This window comes from Streptomyces phyllanthi (genome assembly GCF_009377205.1).
In the GTDB taxonomy this organism is placed as follows: domain Bacteria; phylum Actinomycetota; class Actinomycetes; order Streptomycetales; family Streptomycetaceae; genus Streptomyces; species Streptomyces phyllanthi.
Map to the genome: position 1 here is coordinate 1 of NZ_VJZE01000254.1, position 13,199 is coordinate 13,199.

Here is a 13,199-nt window from a genome sequence, read left to right on the forward strand (position 1 = left end):
ACGTTGGGGGGCGTCCCGTCAGTCCGCCTGCTGGGCCGGATCGGCGGTGACCCTGCGCAGGAGCGGGCGGCTGGCGCCGATCGCCGCGAACATCACGAGGGCACCGAAGAGGACACAGACGGCCAGTTGCAGGGCGCCGGCGGTGTCGACGGTGGTGTCGAACGCCTCGTTCAGCTTCGTCGCGAGGTAGACCCCGGATGCCGTCATGCCTCCGGCGAGCACCACCAGCGGGACCACCGTCTCGCGGACCCGCGCCCGGTCCAGCACCTTCAGCGGCGTACCGGCGAGGCGCAGCCGGTTGTAGACACGGCGCCGGTCGAGGACGTTCGCGGCGGCCGTGAGCCCGGCGGAGGCGGTGGCCACGACGAAGCCCAGGGCCAGGGCGGCCAGGCCCGTGCCGCGCAGTTCGCCGACGTAGAGGTCGTCGAGCACGGAGCTCTGCTCCTGGGTGTACGGCGGGGTGGCGGTGCCCAGCCCGGTGAGCGCGGTGACGGCGGCGTCGAACCGGTCGGGGCCGCCGCTCACCCGGGCCGTGATGCCGGGCGTACCGAACAGCAGGGAGTCGACGTCCTTCTCGCTCGTGTGGGCGTGCACGGTGGCGGTCACCCCGGCGTCCTTCAGCAGTTCACGGGCGCGCTCGGCGGTCTCGCGTACGGAGCCCTTGCCGTCCTCGGCGGTGACGGGCACCGCGATCTGGCCCTCGTAGTCCAGGCCGTCGAGGTTGAGGTGGGCCACGGAGAAGAACCCGGCGACGAAGCCCGCCAGCACCAGGCCGCTGACGGTGCGCCAGGCGCCGCGTGGGTCGTCGCTGAGCCTGCGCGCGGCCAGCAGGGTGGCCGGACGGCGGGCGAACCGCCCCAGCAGGCGCCCGAGCCGGTCGACCACCCAGGGCCCGACGATCCAGAACGCCGCGTAGAAGAGGACGACCAGCGCGAGCTGCTTCGAGGTCGTGAGGCTGCCGCTCCGGGCGGTGGTGGCCACGTAGAAGACGAGGCCGACGAACAGGAACAGCCGGATCAGCCGGGTGCGGCGCGGGTCGGCCTGCTGGGCGACGCCCAGTGGTGAACGAGCCACCTGCCGCAGCGTCGTCACCGCGCTCAGCGCGATGAGCAGGGCCACTGCCGCGATCACCGCGAGCAGCACCGGCACCCCCACCCACAGGTCGGCGGTCCGCCACGAGCCGATACCGAACGGCAGCCGGGCCAGTGCGGGCAGCAGCGCGCAGTAGGCGAGCGCTCCGGCGACCGCTCCGGTGGCGCCCACGGCCGCCGCCTCGGCACCGGTCATCGCGAGGATCTGCCGCGGGGTCGCCCCGGCCAGCCGCAATCCGGCCAGCCGCTGCTCCCGCCGGGCCGCCCCCAGCCGCCCGGAGGCCGCGGCCAGCACCATCACCGGCACGACGAGCAGACCGACGGCGGACAGCGCCGAGGTCCGGTCGTTCGCGGTGAACACGTGCGGGGAGGTACCGGAGAAGCCGGAGACGACGGCCCGTGCCGCCAGCCCGTTGTCGAAGACGTCCTGCCCAGCGGCGGACGACGAGACGGCGGGATCGGTGGCGGCACGCCCCACCACGGCCAGCCGCTGCTCGGACGCGGCCAGTCCGGCACCGCCGACCGTCCCGTACGAGGAGGTCTTGGGGAACCGGTCGGCGAGCTGCCGGGCGGGCAGCTCGTGCACGAGGTCGGAGAGCGCCGGGGAGAGGAAGACCTCTCCGGGCTTCGGGAAATGGTCCAGGCCCGGGGGCGGCGGTGTGGCCGCGCGGCCGGGGAGCTGGGCGAGGTCGACCACGGTGACGGGTTCGCCCCGTACGAACGTGGTGGACACGACCTGTACGGCGGTGCCGTGCCGGTCGGGACCGGGGTTGAGCCAGGCGGTGCGGTCGGCACGGGCACCGGAGCCGAGGTACGCGGCGAGCAGCACCAGCAGCACCAGCGCACTCACGGCGGCGGCCGCGGCGGCCAGCACCTGGCCCTGAAGACCGCGCCGACCGGAGGACCTGGCGAGATGCCAGGTCAGGGACAGGACGGGGGATCGCATGGGAACTCCGGAGACGGGGGTCGGGGCGAGTACGGAGGAGGCCGGGACGGGCGCCGCGGCATCGGAACGGTCGCCGCGGGATCGGAGCGAGCACCGCGGCATCGAACCGGTGCCGCGGCATCGGAACCGGCACCGCGGCATCGAACCGGTGCCGCGGGCATCAGCACCGGCACCGCAGGACCGGAACCGGTGCCGGCGGCCAGGCGGTGGCGCCAAGCGGTCAGGCGGTCAAGCCGGTCACGCGATCAGGCGGCCAAGCGGTCACGCAGCCACGCGGCCACGCGCTCACGCGCTCACGCAACGGTGTACTGACTGTGGGAGCTGATCCGGCCGTCGCGAACGTGGAGGACGCGGTCGCAGTGGGCGGCGACGTCGGCGTCGTGGGTGACCATCACCAGGGAGGCGCCCTGCTCGCGAGTGACGGAGGTGAGCAGGCGGATCACCTCGGTGCCGGTGGCCTGGTCCAGGGCGCCGGTGGGCTCGTCGGCGAACACGACGTCCGGCTCCACGGCCAGCGCCCGTGCGATGGCCACCCGCTGCGCCTGCCCGCCGGACAACTGCCCCGGCCGGCGCTGCTCCAGCCCGGCCAGCCCCAGTGGGGCGAACCAGCGGCGGGCCCGCGCGACCGCCTTCCGCCGCGGTATGCCCTCCAGCATCAGCGGCAGCGCGACGTTCTCCTCGGCGGGCAGTTCGGGCAGCAGCTGCCCGAACTGGAACACGAACCCGAACCGCTTGCGCCGCAGCGCGCTGAGCCGGTTCTCGCCGAGCACGTCAATACGTTCGCCACGCAGCAGCACCTGACCGCCGTCGGGGCGGATGATCCCGGCCAGGGTGTGGAGAAGGGTGGACTTGCCGGAGCCCGACGGGCCCATGATGGCCAGCGACTGACGCTCGGCGACCTCGACGTCCACGCCGGCCAGGGCGCTGGTGGGGCCGTACTTCTTGGTGAGGCCGTACCCGGCCAGAACGGTGCTCATGGTGATCTGCGATGTCCTCTCCGCGCCCGCGCTCACCGCTCGAACTTCCAGGTGACGGAGGAGCCCGTGGCCTTGACCACGGTCACGGGGATGGAGAGGGCCTCGCCGTCGTCGCCCTTGCCGGTGCACGTCACCTTCGTCCCGGCCACGGCCTTCAGGTCCGGGCACTCCACGCCCTTCACCTCGGTGCCGATCCAGGGCAACGGGTGGTACTTCGACTCGGTCCGGCCGGCGACGATGCCACCGGGCAGCGCCTTCTGCCCGTCCACCGTCGCCGTGGTGCCCCCGTCCAGCCCGGTGGTGGACTCCGTACCGCTCATCACATAGGTGAGGACGCCTCCGCCGACGAGGACGACGGCGACCGGAACGCCGATGCTGACGAGGTGCCTGCGCTGCATGGTGAGCCTCCTGAGGCGAGGGGTCGATGTCCCTCGACTCTCGCGCCCCGAGCCCCCCGCCCACCTCGGCCGAACGGTCACCCTTCACCGGCCCCCGCGCACTCCGGTCGGCCGAAAGGCCGACCCGCGCCCCGTCGCCGAAGAGTCGCCGCCCGACAGGAATCGTGTTCCGTACGAGGCCGTGTACAGACACCATGGAGCCATGCGCCGACGGACACCAGACGCCAGCACCTGGCTGAACGCCCCCGATCCCGTACTCGCCCTGGCCCAGGAGAACCTGGCCTTCTACGAAGACGTACGGGACTCGTCCCGCCGGTGGTACCGCGTCAGCGAACTGGGCGCCCTCGTCACCTCCTCGTCCACCGTGGTCGCGGCGGGGCTCAACGCCCCGGCCTGGCTGACGGCTCTCATCGCCGGCGGGGCCCTGTTCTTCACCGGCTTCAGACAGGTGTTCGGGCACGGCCCCCGCTACGTACTCGCGGCACAGTCACGCGAGGTGCTGCGACGAGCCGTCAACCGCTATCAGTTGCTCCCGGAGTCCGACCGCGACGACAGTGCCCGGCAGGAGCTGCTCACGGCGATCGAACGGGTGGGCGACGAGGAGCTCCGCCAATGGGTCGAACAGCGCCACCAGCCGCCCTTCGGCGGCGGCGAGCCGGCAGGCGGCCCGGCACTGCCCTGACCCGCCGCCAGGCGTCCCTTGGGTGCTGGTTCTGCTGCCCGCTCTGGATGCTCGTCCAGGAGTAGCGGTCCCGTCGGCCCCACCGATCACATCGCTCACATGACCAGCCCCTGAGCCAGGTACTACCGCAACCTGCACGGCGGCCGGGGAGTCGTAGCTCGTAGCGGGATGTGGAGGCGCAGATGGGCGAACGCGAGTCCGTGCTGAGCGGCGACCGGGACGAGCACGGCTCTCCCTTCGGGTGGGGCGGCGTGGCAGTCCTCGTGGCCATCGTGGCGTGGATGACATTCGGGCCGTTTCACCCTACTTGGCTCTATTTTCTCGGCTGTGGGGTGACGCTGGCCGCAGCGAGCGGTATCGCGAGGCTGCTACGCCGCCGGGGCCGGGCTCGTCGTTGGACCGGCCGCATGCCTTCGCCGGGCCGCCTCGTGGCGGGGCTCCTGGGACTCGGTCCGGAATCGTGGCTGCTGGCCCCCCGGTGGGCCCGAGTCCGAATGGCCGCCGGGGGGTTCCTGATGTTCGCCACCATTGCCGGGATCATGGGCTGGGGGGCCGGTCAGGAGTACCAGACGCTGCAGAACCTCCGAGAGCAGGGGCGCAGGACCGAGGCAACCGTGGTCGAGATCGCCAGCCGGTCGGAGGAAGGCTCGGCGACCTCCCTGACCGTGCGCTTCGACACACCGTCCGGCCCTGTGCGCTCGGATGTCGATGTCGCGGACACCTCGACAACCGACGCGAAGCCCGGAGGGCACATACCCGTCGTGTACGACCCGGCGAACCCCACCGAGGTCCGCCACGTTGACAACCTTGACGGACGCGAGGCCGACGGAATTCGACTGGGTTCGGTGGTGGTCGGACTGCTCGCGGCGGGCTTCCTGGTGGGAACCACTCGGGAGGTGGTGCGCGCCAAGCGACAGACGGAAGGAGGCACGACGCAGGGAACCACCACCTAGGACGCCTAGGACGCCTAGGACGCCTAGGACACGTATCCGATGACCCACTGAGCGCTCAACGACGGGCGTCGTACTCCTCGCGCGCCGCGAGTACCTCCGTGATGTGCTCTTCCGCCCAGTGCCCCAGCGCTTGAAGGGGCGTCTCCAGCGTGCGCCCCAGTGCGGTCAGCTCGTATTCGACCCTCGGCGGGATCTCGGCATAGGCGTGCCGTGCGACGAGCCCGTCGCGTTCCAGGTCCCGCAGGGTCTCGGTGAGGACCTTCCCGCTGATGCCGTCGACCGTGGTGCGCAGGTCGCCGAAGCGCATCCGGTCCCCGGCGCTGAGCGCGATCACCACCATGGCCGTCCACTTGTTGGCGATACGGGCCAGCGACGTACGGGACGGACAGGTCGCTGTGAGCACGTTGAAATCCGGCTGCCGTGACATGCGCCACACATCCCCATTGGTTACGTTGAGGTTACTGGTTACCAATCGTGACCATAGGGCCCAGCAGCGATGACTCCACGAAGGAGAAGATCAGCAATGGAGCCCACCACCACGCTCGCCGTCGCCCACCGTTACGCGGACGCGGTGTCCGCAAAGGACTTCGCCACGGTCGCGGGCATGTTCGCCGACGACATCGTGTGGCACCAGCCCGGCACCCATCGGCTGTCCGGCACCTACCGGGGCGCGGCCGCGGTCAACGAGATGATCGGCGCCCAGATGGCCGCCACCGAAGGAACCTTCGAGCTCAAGCTGACCGGCGATCCCATGGTCAACGGCGCACTGGTCTCGATCCCCGTCCACTTCTCGGCCAGGCGCGGCGGCTCCGAGATGGCGATGGACGGTGTCGACGTGCTGCGGGTCGAGGGCGAGACGATCGCCGAAGTGTGGCTGTTCTCCGTCGACCAGCAGGCCGAGGACGCCTTCTGGAGCGGCGACTGAACTCAGGGCCCCCAACACCTGCCCGGTCCTGCCGAACCGGACCAGCACCTCGATGTCTGTGGCTGCAGTCAGCCCCCACTCATAGGCTGCTGGTGACGAACCCGGGGCCGTCCGGAGCACCCGAACCCGAAGGAGTGCGCCATGGCCGACAACGGGCAGGAACTCGCACAGACTCAGCGCGCTCACTGGCAGCAGACCTACGGCGCCCACCCGCACATGTACGGACGGCGGCCGTCCTCGGCCGCCGTCCATGCCGCCGCCGTCTTCCGGGCCGCCGGTGCCGGCGATGTGCTGGAGCTGGGGGCCGGCCACGGCCGTGACGCGCTGTACTTCGCGCAGGAGGGCTTCACCGTCCAGGCAACCGATTTCAGTCCCCTCGGCCTGGAGCAGCTGCGCGACGCGGCCCGCTCCCAGGGCATCGCCGGGCGGGTCACCACCACGGTTCACGATGTGCGTGAGCCGCTGTCGCTGCCGGACTCGTCCGTGGACGCGGTCTTCGCGCACATGCTGCTGTGCATGGCCCTGTCCACCAAGGAGATCCACGCCCTGGTGAACGAGGTCCGCCGCGTCCTGCGGCCCGGCGGGGTGCTCGTCTACACGGTGCGGCACACCGGCGACGCCCACTACGGCGCGGGCCCCGACCACGGCGACGACATCTTCGAGCACGGCGGTTTCGCCGTGCACTTCTTCCCTCGCGAACTGGTCGAGTCCCTCGCCGACGGCTGGACCCTGGACGAGGTCCACGCCTTCGAGGAAGGTGAACTTCCCCGCCGGCTGTGGCGTGTGACCCAGAGTCTGCCGCGCGGGTGAGAGCGCCCGCCTGCGATCGGGGCCGTAGCGCGACCGCTGTGACCGACGGCGCCCGATCCGGTGGGATCTCCCGGCATCCGTCCGCGGGCACGCGGGCCTGCCCGGGCACTCATGCCCAGGTGCGGACCGCCGGCCTCCACACACTCACGGCTTTGAAGGCACCGGGCCGTCGCCGGGTCGTCCCCGGGCCGTCCCCGCGGAGGGCGACCTCCCGGGCCCTCCGAGGCCGCTCGACAGGCCAACGCCGGTACGTTCCGGGGGTCTTGCCCTCGGTGAATCCATCAACCACTATTCCCCACGATGGATAAAACGTTGAACCGCAGACCGGCGGTCAAGCCGGTCGTGGTCGGCCTTCTGGCCGTCCTGGCTCTCTGTGCGCCGGGCCTCACCCCGGCCCCCGCCGTGGCGGCGGAGCACGATGCCGCGGCAGCCGTCCCGAAGGTGTGGCCGACACCGCGGCAGGTGCGGCCGGGCCACGGTTCCCACCCCGTCCCCGAGCGGGTCGTCGAGGTCGTCGGACGCGACACCGACCCGCCCGCGCGCAGGCTCGTCGAGAAGGTGCTGCGCGACGCCGGCGCCCGGACCATCAGGATCGTCACGGCGGGCGAGCCCGTACCTCCCGCCGCCCTGACCGTCTACGTGGGCGGTCCCACCGAGAACCCGGCGACCGCGAAGGTCCTGTCCCGGCTCGGCGCCGAGTCACCGACCGGCCTCCCCTCCGGGGGTTACGCCCTCGCCGCCGGAGGACAGCCCGGCCGCGGCAGGGTCGCCCTCTCCGGCGCCGACCCCACAGGCACGTACTACGCCGCCCAGACCCTCCGTCAGTTACTCACCCGCCGTTCCGTACCCGCCGTCACGGTCCGCGACTGGCCCACGGCCCCCCTGCGCGGCGTGATCGAGGGCTTCTACGGCGCCCCCTGGTCCCACCAGGACCGCCTCTCCCAGCTCGACTTCTACGGCCGCACCAAACAGAACGTGTACGTCTACTCCCCCAAGGACGACCCGTATCTGCGCGCGAACTGGCGCGACGAGTACCCCGCCGACCAACTCGCCCGTATCAGGCAGCTCGTGGACCGCGCCGCCGGGAACCACGTCCGGTTCACGTACGCCCTCTCCCCCGGCCTCTCCGTCTGCTACTCGTCGGCGAGCGACCGGCGGGCCCTGGTCACCAAGTTCGAGTCGCTGTACGCGATCGGCGTGCGCTCGTTCGCCGTCCCGCTGGACGACATCAGCTACACCACCTGGAACTGCCCCGAGGACGAGGAGGAGTACGGCACCGGAGGCGGCGCGGCGGGCAAGGCGCAGGCCGCGCTGCTGAACGCCGTCGTCGAGGACTTCGTCGACGCCCACGACGACGTCCAGCCCCTGGAGATGGTGCCGACCGAGTACTCCGACCTCGCCGACTCCCCGTACAAGACCGCCCTGCGCGAGCGGTTGGACGACTCGGTGGTCGTCGAGTGGACCGGCGTCGGCGTCATCGCACCCACCATCAGCGCCGAACAGGCACGCAAGGCCCGCGAGGTGTTCGGGCACCCCATCCTGATCTGGGACAACTACCCGGTCAACGACTACACCACCAGCCGCCTCCTCCTCGGCCCCTACACGGGCCGCGAACCGGGAGTGGCCGGCGAGGTCACCGGCATCACCGCCAACCCGATGGTCCAGGCCGAGGCCAGCAAGCTCGCCCTGTTCACCTCCGCCGCCTACGCCTGGAACCCGCGGGCGTACGACCCGAGGGCGGCCTTCCTGGCCGCGGTCAAGGACCTCGGCGGCCGGGCGGCCCCCTCCCTGCGGATCTTCGCGGAGAACAACTACTCCTCCCTCCTCGAAACCACCGAGTCCCCCACGCTCACCCCGCTCATCAAGGCGTTCTCGAAGGCGTACGAGAACGGAAACGGCCCGGAGCTCCAGCGGGCCGCCCGCGAACTCTCCGCCTACTTCACCGCCATGGCCGCCGCCCCCGCCGACCTCCGCGCCCACCTCGGCAACCCGGGCTTCCTCAAGGAGACGTCGGTGTGGCTGGACAAGCTCGGCGCGTACGGCGACGCGGGCGGCACGGCAGTGCGGCTGATGCTGGCCCAGGCGGACGGCGACGACGCGGCCGTGTCGACGTACTACGACCGACTCCAGGCGCAGCGCAAGGAGTTGGACGCGGTGCCGCAGCAGATCGCGCCCGGTGTCATGGACCGCTTCCTGTTCGACGCCACGCTGCGGGCCGCTCCCGCCCCCGGCCCTGACGCCTCCTTCGAGCCGTCGTCGCTGTCGCTGAAGCCGGGAGCGAGCGGCGAGGTGACGCTGACGGTGGCGGACGACCGCTCCACGACGGACAGGACGGTGTCCTGGAAGACCACCGCGCCCGACGGCGTGACCGTCTCCCCCTCCTCCGGCACCCTCACCGTCCCGGCGGGCGGCAAGGCCACGGCGACGCTGACCCTCAAGGCGGCGGACGGGGCGAGCGCGGGAGTGCGGTCGGTCGTGGTCACCGGTGACGGCACGGGCGACGGCGCGGGCGACGGCGCGGGCGACGGCGCCGGGCTGGTGAGCCGCGCGATCCCCGTCCGGGTGACGGACGGCAAGGGCAGCGAACGCGTCCTGACCGCCAACTTCAGCGGCGCGTCGGTCAGTTCGGTGGACCTGTCCTCCGGTACGTCGACGGATATCCCCGTCGGCAGGAACCCCGGCGAGGTCGTCGTCAGCGCGGACGCCCGTACGGCGTACGCCGCCAACCAGGGCTCGGACTCGGTGAGCGTGATCGACGTCGCCTCGGGCGAGGTCACGAAGACGGTGGCCGTCGGCGACGTACCGGCGGGCCTGGCCCTCACCCCCGACGGAAAGACCCTCTGGGTCGCCGACTACTCGGACGACGCGGTCCAGCCGATCGACCTCGCCACGGGCACGGCGGGCGCGAAGATCCCGGTGGGCGACGGCCCGGAGAACATGGCGATCACTCCCGACGGCTCCACGCTGTACGTGGCGAACATCCACGACAGCACGGTGACGCCGGTGAAGCTGACGGACGGGAACACCACTGTCCCGGCGATCCGGGTGGGCCCGAACCCCTTCAACGTGGTCGCGGCCCCCGACGGCCGAACGGTCTACGTGTCGAACTCAGGCGGCTCGACGGTCACCCCGATCGACACCGCCACGAACGACACCCGCCCGACCCTCCTGGTCACCGGCCAGGCATACGGCCTCAACGTCTCCCCCGACGGCCGCACCCTGTGGGTCAGCGCGAGCACGGGCGACACCGTCACCCCGGTCGACACGCTCACCGGAGCCCCCGGCACCCCGGTCACCGTCGGGCGTTCCGCGTTCGACGTGGCCCTCAACTGGAACGGCACGACGGCGTACGTCACCACCGCGGACGCCGGCACGCTCGTACCGGTCACGACGGCGACGGGAACGGTGGGCACGCCCCTGAGGACGGGCGCGTATCCACTGGCGGCGGCGGTGACACCGGTACCGGTGACCTAGCGGAGCCGAGACCGCCACAGACGCGGTGCCGTCACGCCCCCGCCGATTGGGCGTGGCGGCACCGCCCGGCGGTACATCGGCTGAGGCGACAATCGGCGTGCCCGGCCGACGGTGGGCCGGAAGCATCCTTCCCACCTGGTGAATCACCCGCGCGGTGCCACCGTCCGACGGAATGTCATGCGTAGCGTTCGCGGTGGCGGGAAGGGGGCGGTCCGCCGCGCTCCTTCTCGTACTCGCGCTGGGAACTCGCATGGCCACATCGACCGAACAACCGGTAGCCCCCGTCCCGGTGAGGGGCCGCCGCGGCTGGGGAAAGGTGATCGTCAGCTGGGCGACCACCACCGATCACAAGAAGATCGGTCACCTCTATCTGATCACCTCCTTCACCTTCTTCCTCTTCGGCGGCGCGCTGGCCCTGCTGATGCGGGCGGAACTGGCCAGGCCCGGAATCCAGATCATTTCGAACGAGCAGTACAACCAGTCGTTCACCATGCACGGCACGGTGATGCTGCTGCTGTTCGCCACCCCGACCTTCGCCGGCTTCGCCAACGCCGTGATGCCGCTGCAGATCGGCTCACCCGATGTGGCCTTCCCACGGCTGAACATGTTCTCGTACTGGCTGTTCCTCTTCGGCGGCCTGATCGTGGTCGGCGGATTCCTGACCGACAACGGGGCCGCCGACTTCGGCTGGACCGCCTACACGCCGCTGAGCCGGGAGGAACGCTCGCCGAACGTCGGCGCCGACATGTGGATCATGGGCCTGGCGCTGTCCGGGTTCGGCACCATCCTGGGCGCGGTCAACTTCATCACCACGATCGTCTGCATGCGCGCCCCGGGCATGACGATGTTCCGGATGCCGATCTTCACCTGGAACGTGCTGCTGACCTCGGTGCTGGTACTGCTCGCCTTCCCCGTGCTGGCCGCGGCCCTGCTGGTACTGGAGTCCGACCGGCAGTTCGGCTCCCATGTCTTCGCCCCCGAGAACGGCGGGGCGCTGCTGTGGCAGCACCTCTTCTGGTTCTTCGGCCACCCCGAGGTGTACATCCTGGCGCTGCCGTTCTTCGGCGTGGTGACCGAGATCTTCCCGGTGTTCTCCCGTAAGCCGATCTTCGGATACATGGGGCTGGTCGGGGCCACGATCGCGATCACCGGGCTGTCGGCGACCGTGTGGGCGCACCACATGTTCGCCACCGGGGGTGTGCTGCTGCCGTTCTTCTCCCTGATGACCTTCCTGATCGCGGTACCGACCGGAGTGAAGTTCTTCAACTGGATCGGCACGATGTGGAAGGGCTCCATCTCGTTCGAGACACCCATGCTGTGGGCCGTCGGCTTCCTGGTGACCTTCCTGTTCGGCGGACTCACCGGCGTCATCCTCGGGTCTCCCCCCTTGGACTGGCACGTCACCGACAGCTACTTCGTGATCGCCCACTTCCACTACGTACTCTTCGGCACGATCGTCTTCGCGATGTTCGCGGGCTTCCACTTCTGGTGGCCGAAGATGACCGGCACCATGCTCGACGAACGGCTCGGGAAGATCCACTTCTGGACCCTCTTCACCGGCTTCCACATGACCTTCCTGGTCCAGCACTGGCTGGGCGCGGAGGGCATGCCCCGCCGCTACGCCGACTACCTCGCGGCCGACGGCTTCACGGCTCTCAACACCCTCTCCTCCATCGGCTCGTTCCTCCTCGGCCTGTCGACCCTGCCGTTCCTGTACAACGTCTGGAAGACCGCGCAGCGCGGCAGGCGCGTCGAGGTCGACGACCCCTGGGGCTACGGCCGCTCCCTCGAATGGGCCACCTCCTGCCCGCCCCCGCGCCACAACTTCACCACCCTGCCCAGGGTCCGCTCCGAATCCCCCGCCTTCGACCTGCACCACCCCGCCATCGCCCGCATCGAGGCCCGTTCGGAGGGCCGCCGGGACGTCTACGAACCCGGCAAGGGCTTCGCCAGGCCGTTGTCCGGCGACGAGGACCAGTGATGGCGCCCGGTGGACCGGACGACCACGACGTGGCGGCGGGCCTCGCCCGCCTGGAGGGCTATCTGCTCTGCCAGTCGGAGATCCAGCGGGCCCACGCGGAGGCGGAGTCCTTCGCCGGCCGCCTGCCGTGGCTGACCACGGCCCAGCGCGAGGAGGTCGTCGCCCACTACGTGGAGGAGCAGCTCAGACTCTCGAAGGAGGTCCTGCAGAGAATCGCGACCCGCTGCGCGGAACTACGGGACGAGTACACGACCCGCTACGAAACCCTCCGCCAACGCCTCCTCTGCCGCTGCGCGGCCCTCGTCCTGGCCTCGGCGGCCCTGTGCGCGACGGCTTGCGTGGTGGCGTTCACGACGAGGCTCCGCTGACAGGCTCCGACTCGATCGCGACGAGCTCGACCTCGAACCCGTCGTGGTTCTCCAGGTAGGCGGCGTACTGCTGTCCCCCACCGGCGTGGGGATGCCGCTCGGGAAACATCAGCCGCCAGCCGTGCCGAGCGGCACCGGCAGCCAACTCCTCGACGGTGTCGGCGTCTTCGACGTGGAAGGCGAGATGATTGAGCCCCGGGCGGCAACGATCGTGCTGCTCGGCGGTCAGGGCCGGGGACTGCTCGACCACCACGTAGACCGACCCGAGCCGCCAACTCCGACCCCTGTCCCAGCTCTGGAACAGGGCATACCCGAGCGCCTCCAGCAACCACCCGATCGAGGCGACCGCACGCTGCAGATCCGGCACCCACAGCTCGACGTGGTGGAGGGTGCCGTGTGTCGGTCGGTTCATGTGGCTGTCTCCTCGGCACGCTCGATGGAACATCAGGACGATCACTGGACACCCCCGTCCCTGAGGCGGCCGGGCCCCGGCCGCCGTCCGGCTTCCGGGCTCACCGGACCCTTGTCCGCGAGGGTCCGGCGGGCCGCTGACCTCCTGAAAGAACCGGGGGAAAGAACTACCCACCCACCCAC

Annotated in this window: 12 protein-coding genes; 7 read left to right on the top strand and 5 right to left on the bottom strand. The window is 70.9% G+C overall.

Annotated features, from left to right (window positions below; genetic code table 11):
* Positions 1–18: 18 nt before the first annotated feature.
* From FNH04_RS28710 to FNH04_RS28720, 3 genes are all read right to left on the bottom strand, one after another.
* Positions 19–2,037, bottom strand: a complete 2,019-nt coding sequence (locus FNH04_RS28710) for an FtsX-like permease family protein (protein WP_152788691.1) — start codon at positions 2,035–2,037, stop codon at positions 19–21.
* 293 nt (positions 2,038–2,330) lie between these two features.
* Positions 2,331–3,014 (bottom strand): ABC transporter ATP-binding protein, encoded by a 684-nt coding sequence (locus FNH04_RS28715; RefSeq protein ID WP_152788692.1) that lies wholly within the window; start codon positions 3,012–3,014, stop codon positions 2,331–2,333.
* 32 nt (positions 3,015–3,046) lie between these two features.
* Positions 3,047–3,412, bottom strand: coding sequence for a hypothetical protein (locus FNH04_RS28720; protein WP_152788693.1), 366 nt, complete (start codon positions 3,410–3,412; stop codon positions 3,047–3,049).
* 202 nt (positions 3,413–3,614) lie between these two features.
* Here FNH04_RS28720 and FNH04_RS28725 point away from each other — a divergent pair, with 202 nt between their 5' ends.
* Positions 3,615–4,094 (top strand): SLATT domain-containing protein, encoded by a 480-nt coding sequence (locus tag FNH04_RS28725; RefSeq protein WP_152788694.1) that lies wholly within the window; start codon positions 3,615–3,617, stop codon positions 4,092–4,094.
* Between the two features lie 515 nt (positions 4,095–4,609).
* Entirely contained in the window at positions 4,610–5,047 is a 438-nt protein-coding gene (locus FNH04_RS46750) for a DUF3592 domain-containing protein (RefSeq protein WP_194236847.1), read from the top strand.
* Between the two features lie 55 nt (positions 5,048–5,102).
* Here the strand turns inward: FNH04_RS46750 and FNH04_RS28735 are convergent, their stop codons facing one another.
* Positions 5,103–5,474, bottom strand: a complete 372-nt coding sequence (locus tag FNH04_RS28735) for a winged helix-turn-helix transcriptional regulator (RefSeq protein ID WP_152788696.1) — start codon at positions 5,472–5,474, stop codon at positions 5,103–5,105.
* Between the two features lie 96 nt (positions 5,475–5,570).
* Here FNH04_RS28735 and FNH04_RS28740 point away from each other — a divergent pair, with 96 nt between their 5' ends.
* From FNH04_RS28740 to FNH04_RS28760, 5 genes are all read left to right on the top strand, one after another.
* The gene (locus FNH04_RS28740) at positions 5,571–5,972 is read left to right on the top strand and encodes a nuclear transport factor 2 family protein (RefSeq protein ID WP_152788697.1); all 402 of its coding nucleotides are present in this window, start codon (positions 5,571–5,573) and stop codon (positions 5,970–5,972) included.
* Between the two features lie 141 nt (positions 5,973–6,113).
* On the top strand, positions 6,114–6,782 hold the full coding sequence (locus FNH04_RS28745; RefSeq protein WP_152788698.1) for a class I SAM-dependent methyltransferase: 669 nt from the start codon (positions 6,114–6,116) through the stop codon (positions 6,780–6,782).
* Between the two features lie 312 nt (positions 6,783–7,094).
* Entirely contained in the window at positions 7,095–10,256 is a 3,162-nt protein-coding gene (locus FNH04_RS28750; RefSeq protein WP_322724119.1) for a beta-N-acetylglucosaminidase domain-containing protein, read from the top strand.
* 250 nt (positions 10,257–10,506) lie between these two features.
* Positions 10,507–12,237, top strand: coding sequence for an aa3-type cytochrome oxidase subunit I (ctaD, locus tag FNH04_RS28755; protein ID WP_152788700.1), 1,731 nt, complete (start codon positions 10,507–10,509; stop codon positions 12,235–12,237).
* Positions 12,237–12,605, top strand: coding sequence for a hypothetical protein (locus FNH04_RS28760; RefSeq protein ID WP_152788701.1), 369 nt, complete (start codon positions 12,237–12,239; stop codon positions 12,603–12,605). The genes ctaD and FNH04_RS28760 overlap by 1 nt, the downstream gene beginning before the upstream one ends.
* Here FNH04_RS28760 and FNH04_RS28765 read toward each other — a convergent pair.
* Positions 12,586–13,017, bottom strand: coding sequence for a VOC family protein (locus FNH04_RS28765; RefSeq protein ID WP_152788702.1), 432 nt, complete (start codon positions 13,015–13,017; stop codon positions 12,586–12,588). The two genes, FNH04_RS28760 and FNH04_RS28765, sit on opposite strands and share 20 nt — an antisense overlap.
* Positions 13,018–13,199 lie beyond the last annotated feature (182 nt).

Excerpts from the sequence above, each read along its gene's own strand:
- FNH04_RS28715 (WP_152788692.1), bottom strand. The coding sequence starts at position 3,014 with ATGAGCACCGTTCTGGCCGGGTACGGCCTCACCAAGAAGTACGGCCCC.
- FNH04_RS28725 (WP_152788694.1), top strand. The coding sequence starts at position 3,615 with ATGCGCCGACGGACACCAGACGCCAGCACCTGGCTGAACGCCCCCGAT.
- FNH04_RS28765 (WP_152788702.1), bottom strand. The coding sequence starts at position 13,017 with ATGAACCGACCGACACACGGCACCCTCCACCACGTCGAGCTGTGGGTG.
- FNH04_RS28745 (WP_152788698.1), top strand. The coding sequence starts at position 6,114 with ATGGCCGACAACGGGCAGGAACTCGCACAGACTCAGCGCGCTCACTGG.
- ctaD (WP_152788700.1), top strand. The coding sequence starts at position 10,507 with ATGGCCACATCGACCGAACAACCGGTAGCCCCCGTCCCGGTGAGGGGC.
- FNH04_RS28740 (WP_152788697.1), top strand. The coding sequence starts at position 5,571 with ATGGAGCCCACCACCACGCTCGCCGTCGCCCACCGTTACGCGGACGCG.
- FNH04_RS46750 (WP_194236847.1), top strand. The coding sequence starts at position 4,610 with ATGTTCGCCACCATTGCCGGGATCATGGGCTGGGGGGCCGGTCAGGAG.
- FNH04_RS28760 (WP_152788701.1), top strand. The coding sequence starts at position 12,237 with ATGGCGCCCGGTGGACCGGACGACCACGACGTGGCGGCGGGCCTCGCC.
- FNH04_RS28720 (WP_152788693.1), bottom strand. The coding sequence starts at position 3,412 with ATGCAGCGCAGGCACCTCGTCAGCATCGGCGTTCCGGTCGCCGTCGTC.
- FNH04_RS28735 (WP_152788696.1), bottom strand. The coding sequence starts at position 5,474 with ATGTCACGGCAGCCGGATTTCAACGTGCTCACAGCGACCTGTCCGTCC.
- FNH04_RS28710 (WP_152788691.1), bottom strand. The coding sequence starts at position 2,037 with ATGCGATCCCCCGTCCTGTCCCTGACCTGGCATCTCGCCAGGTCCTCC.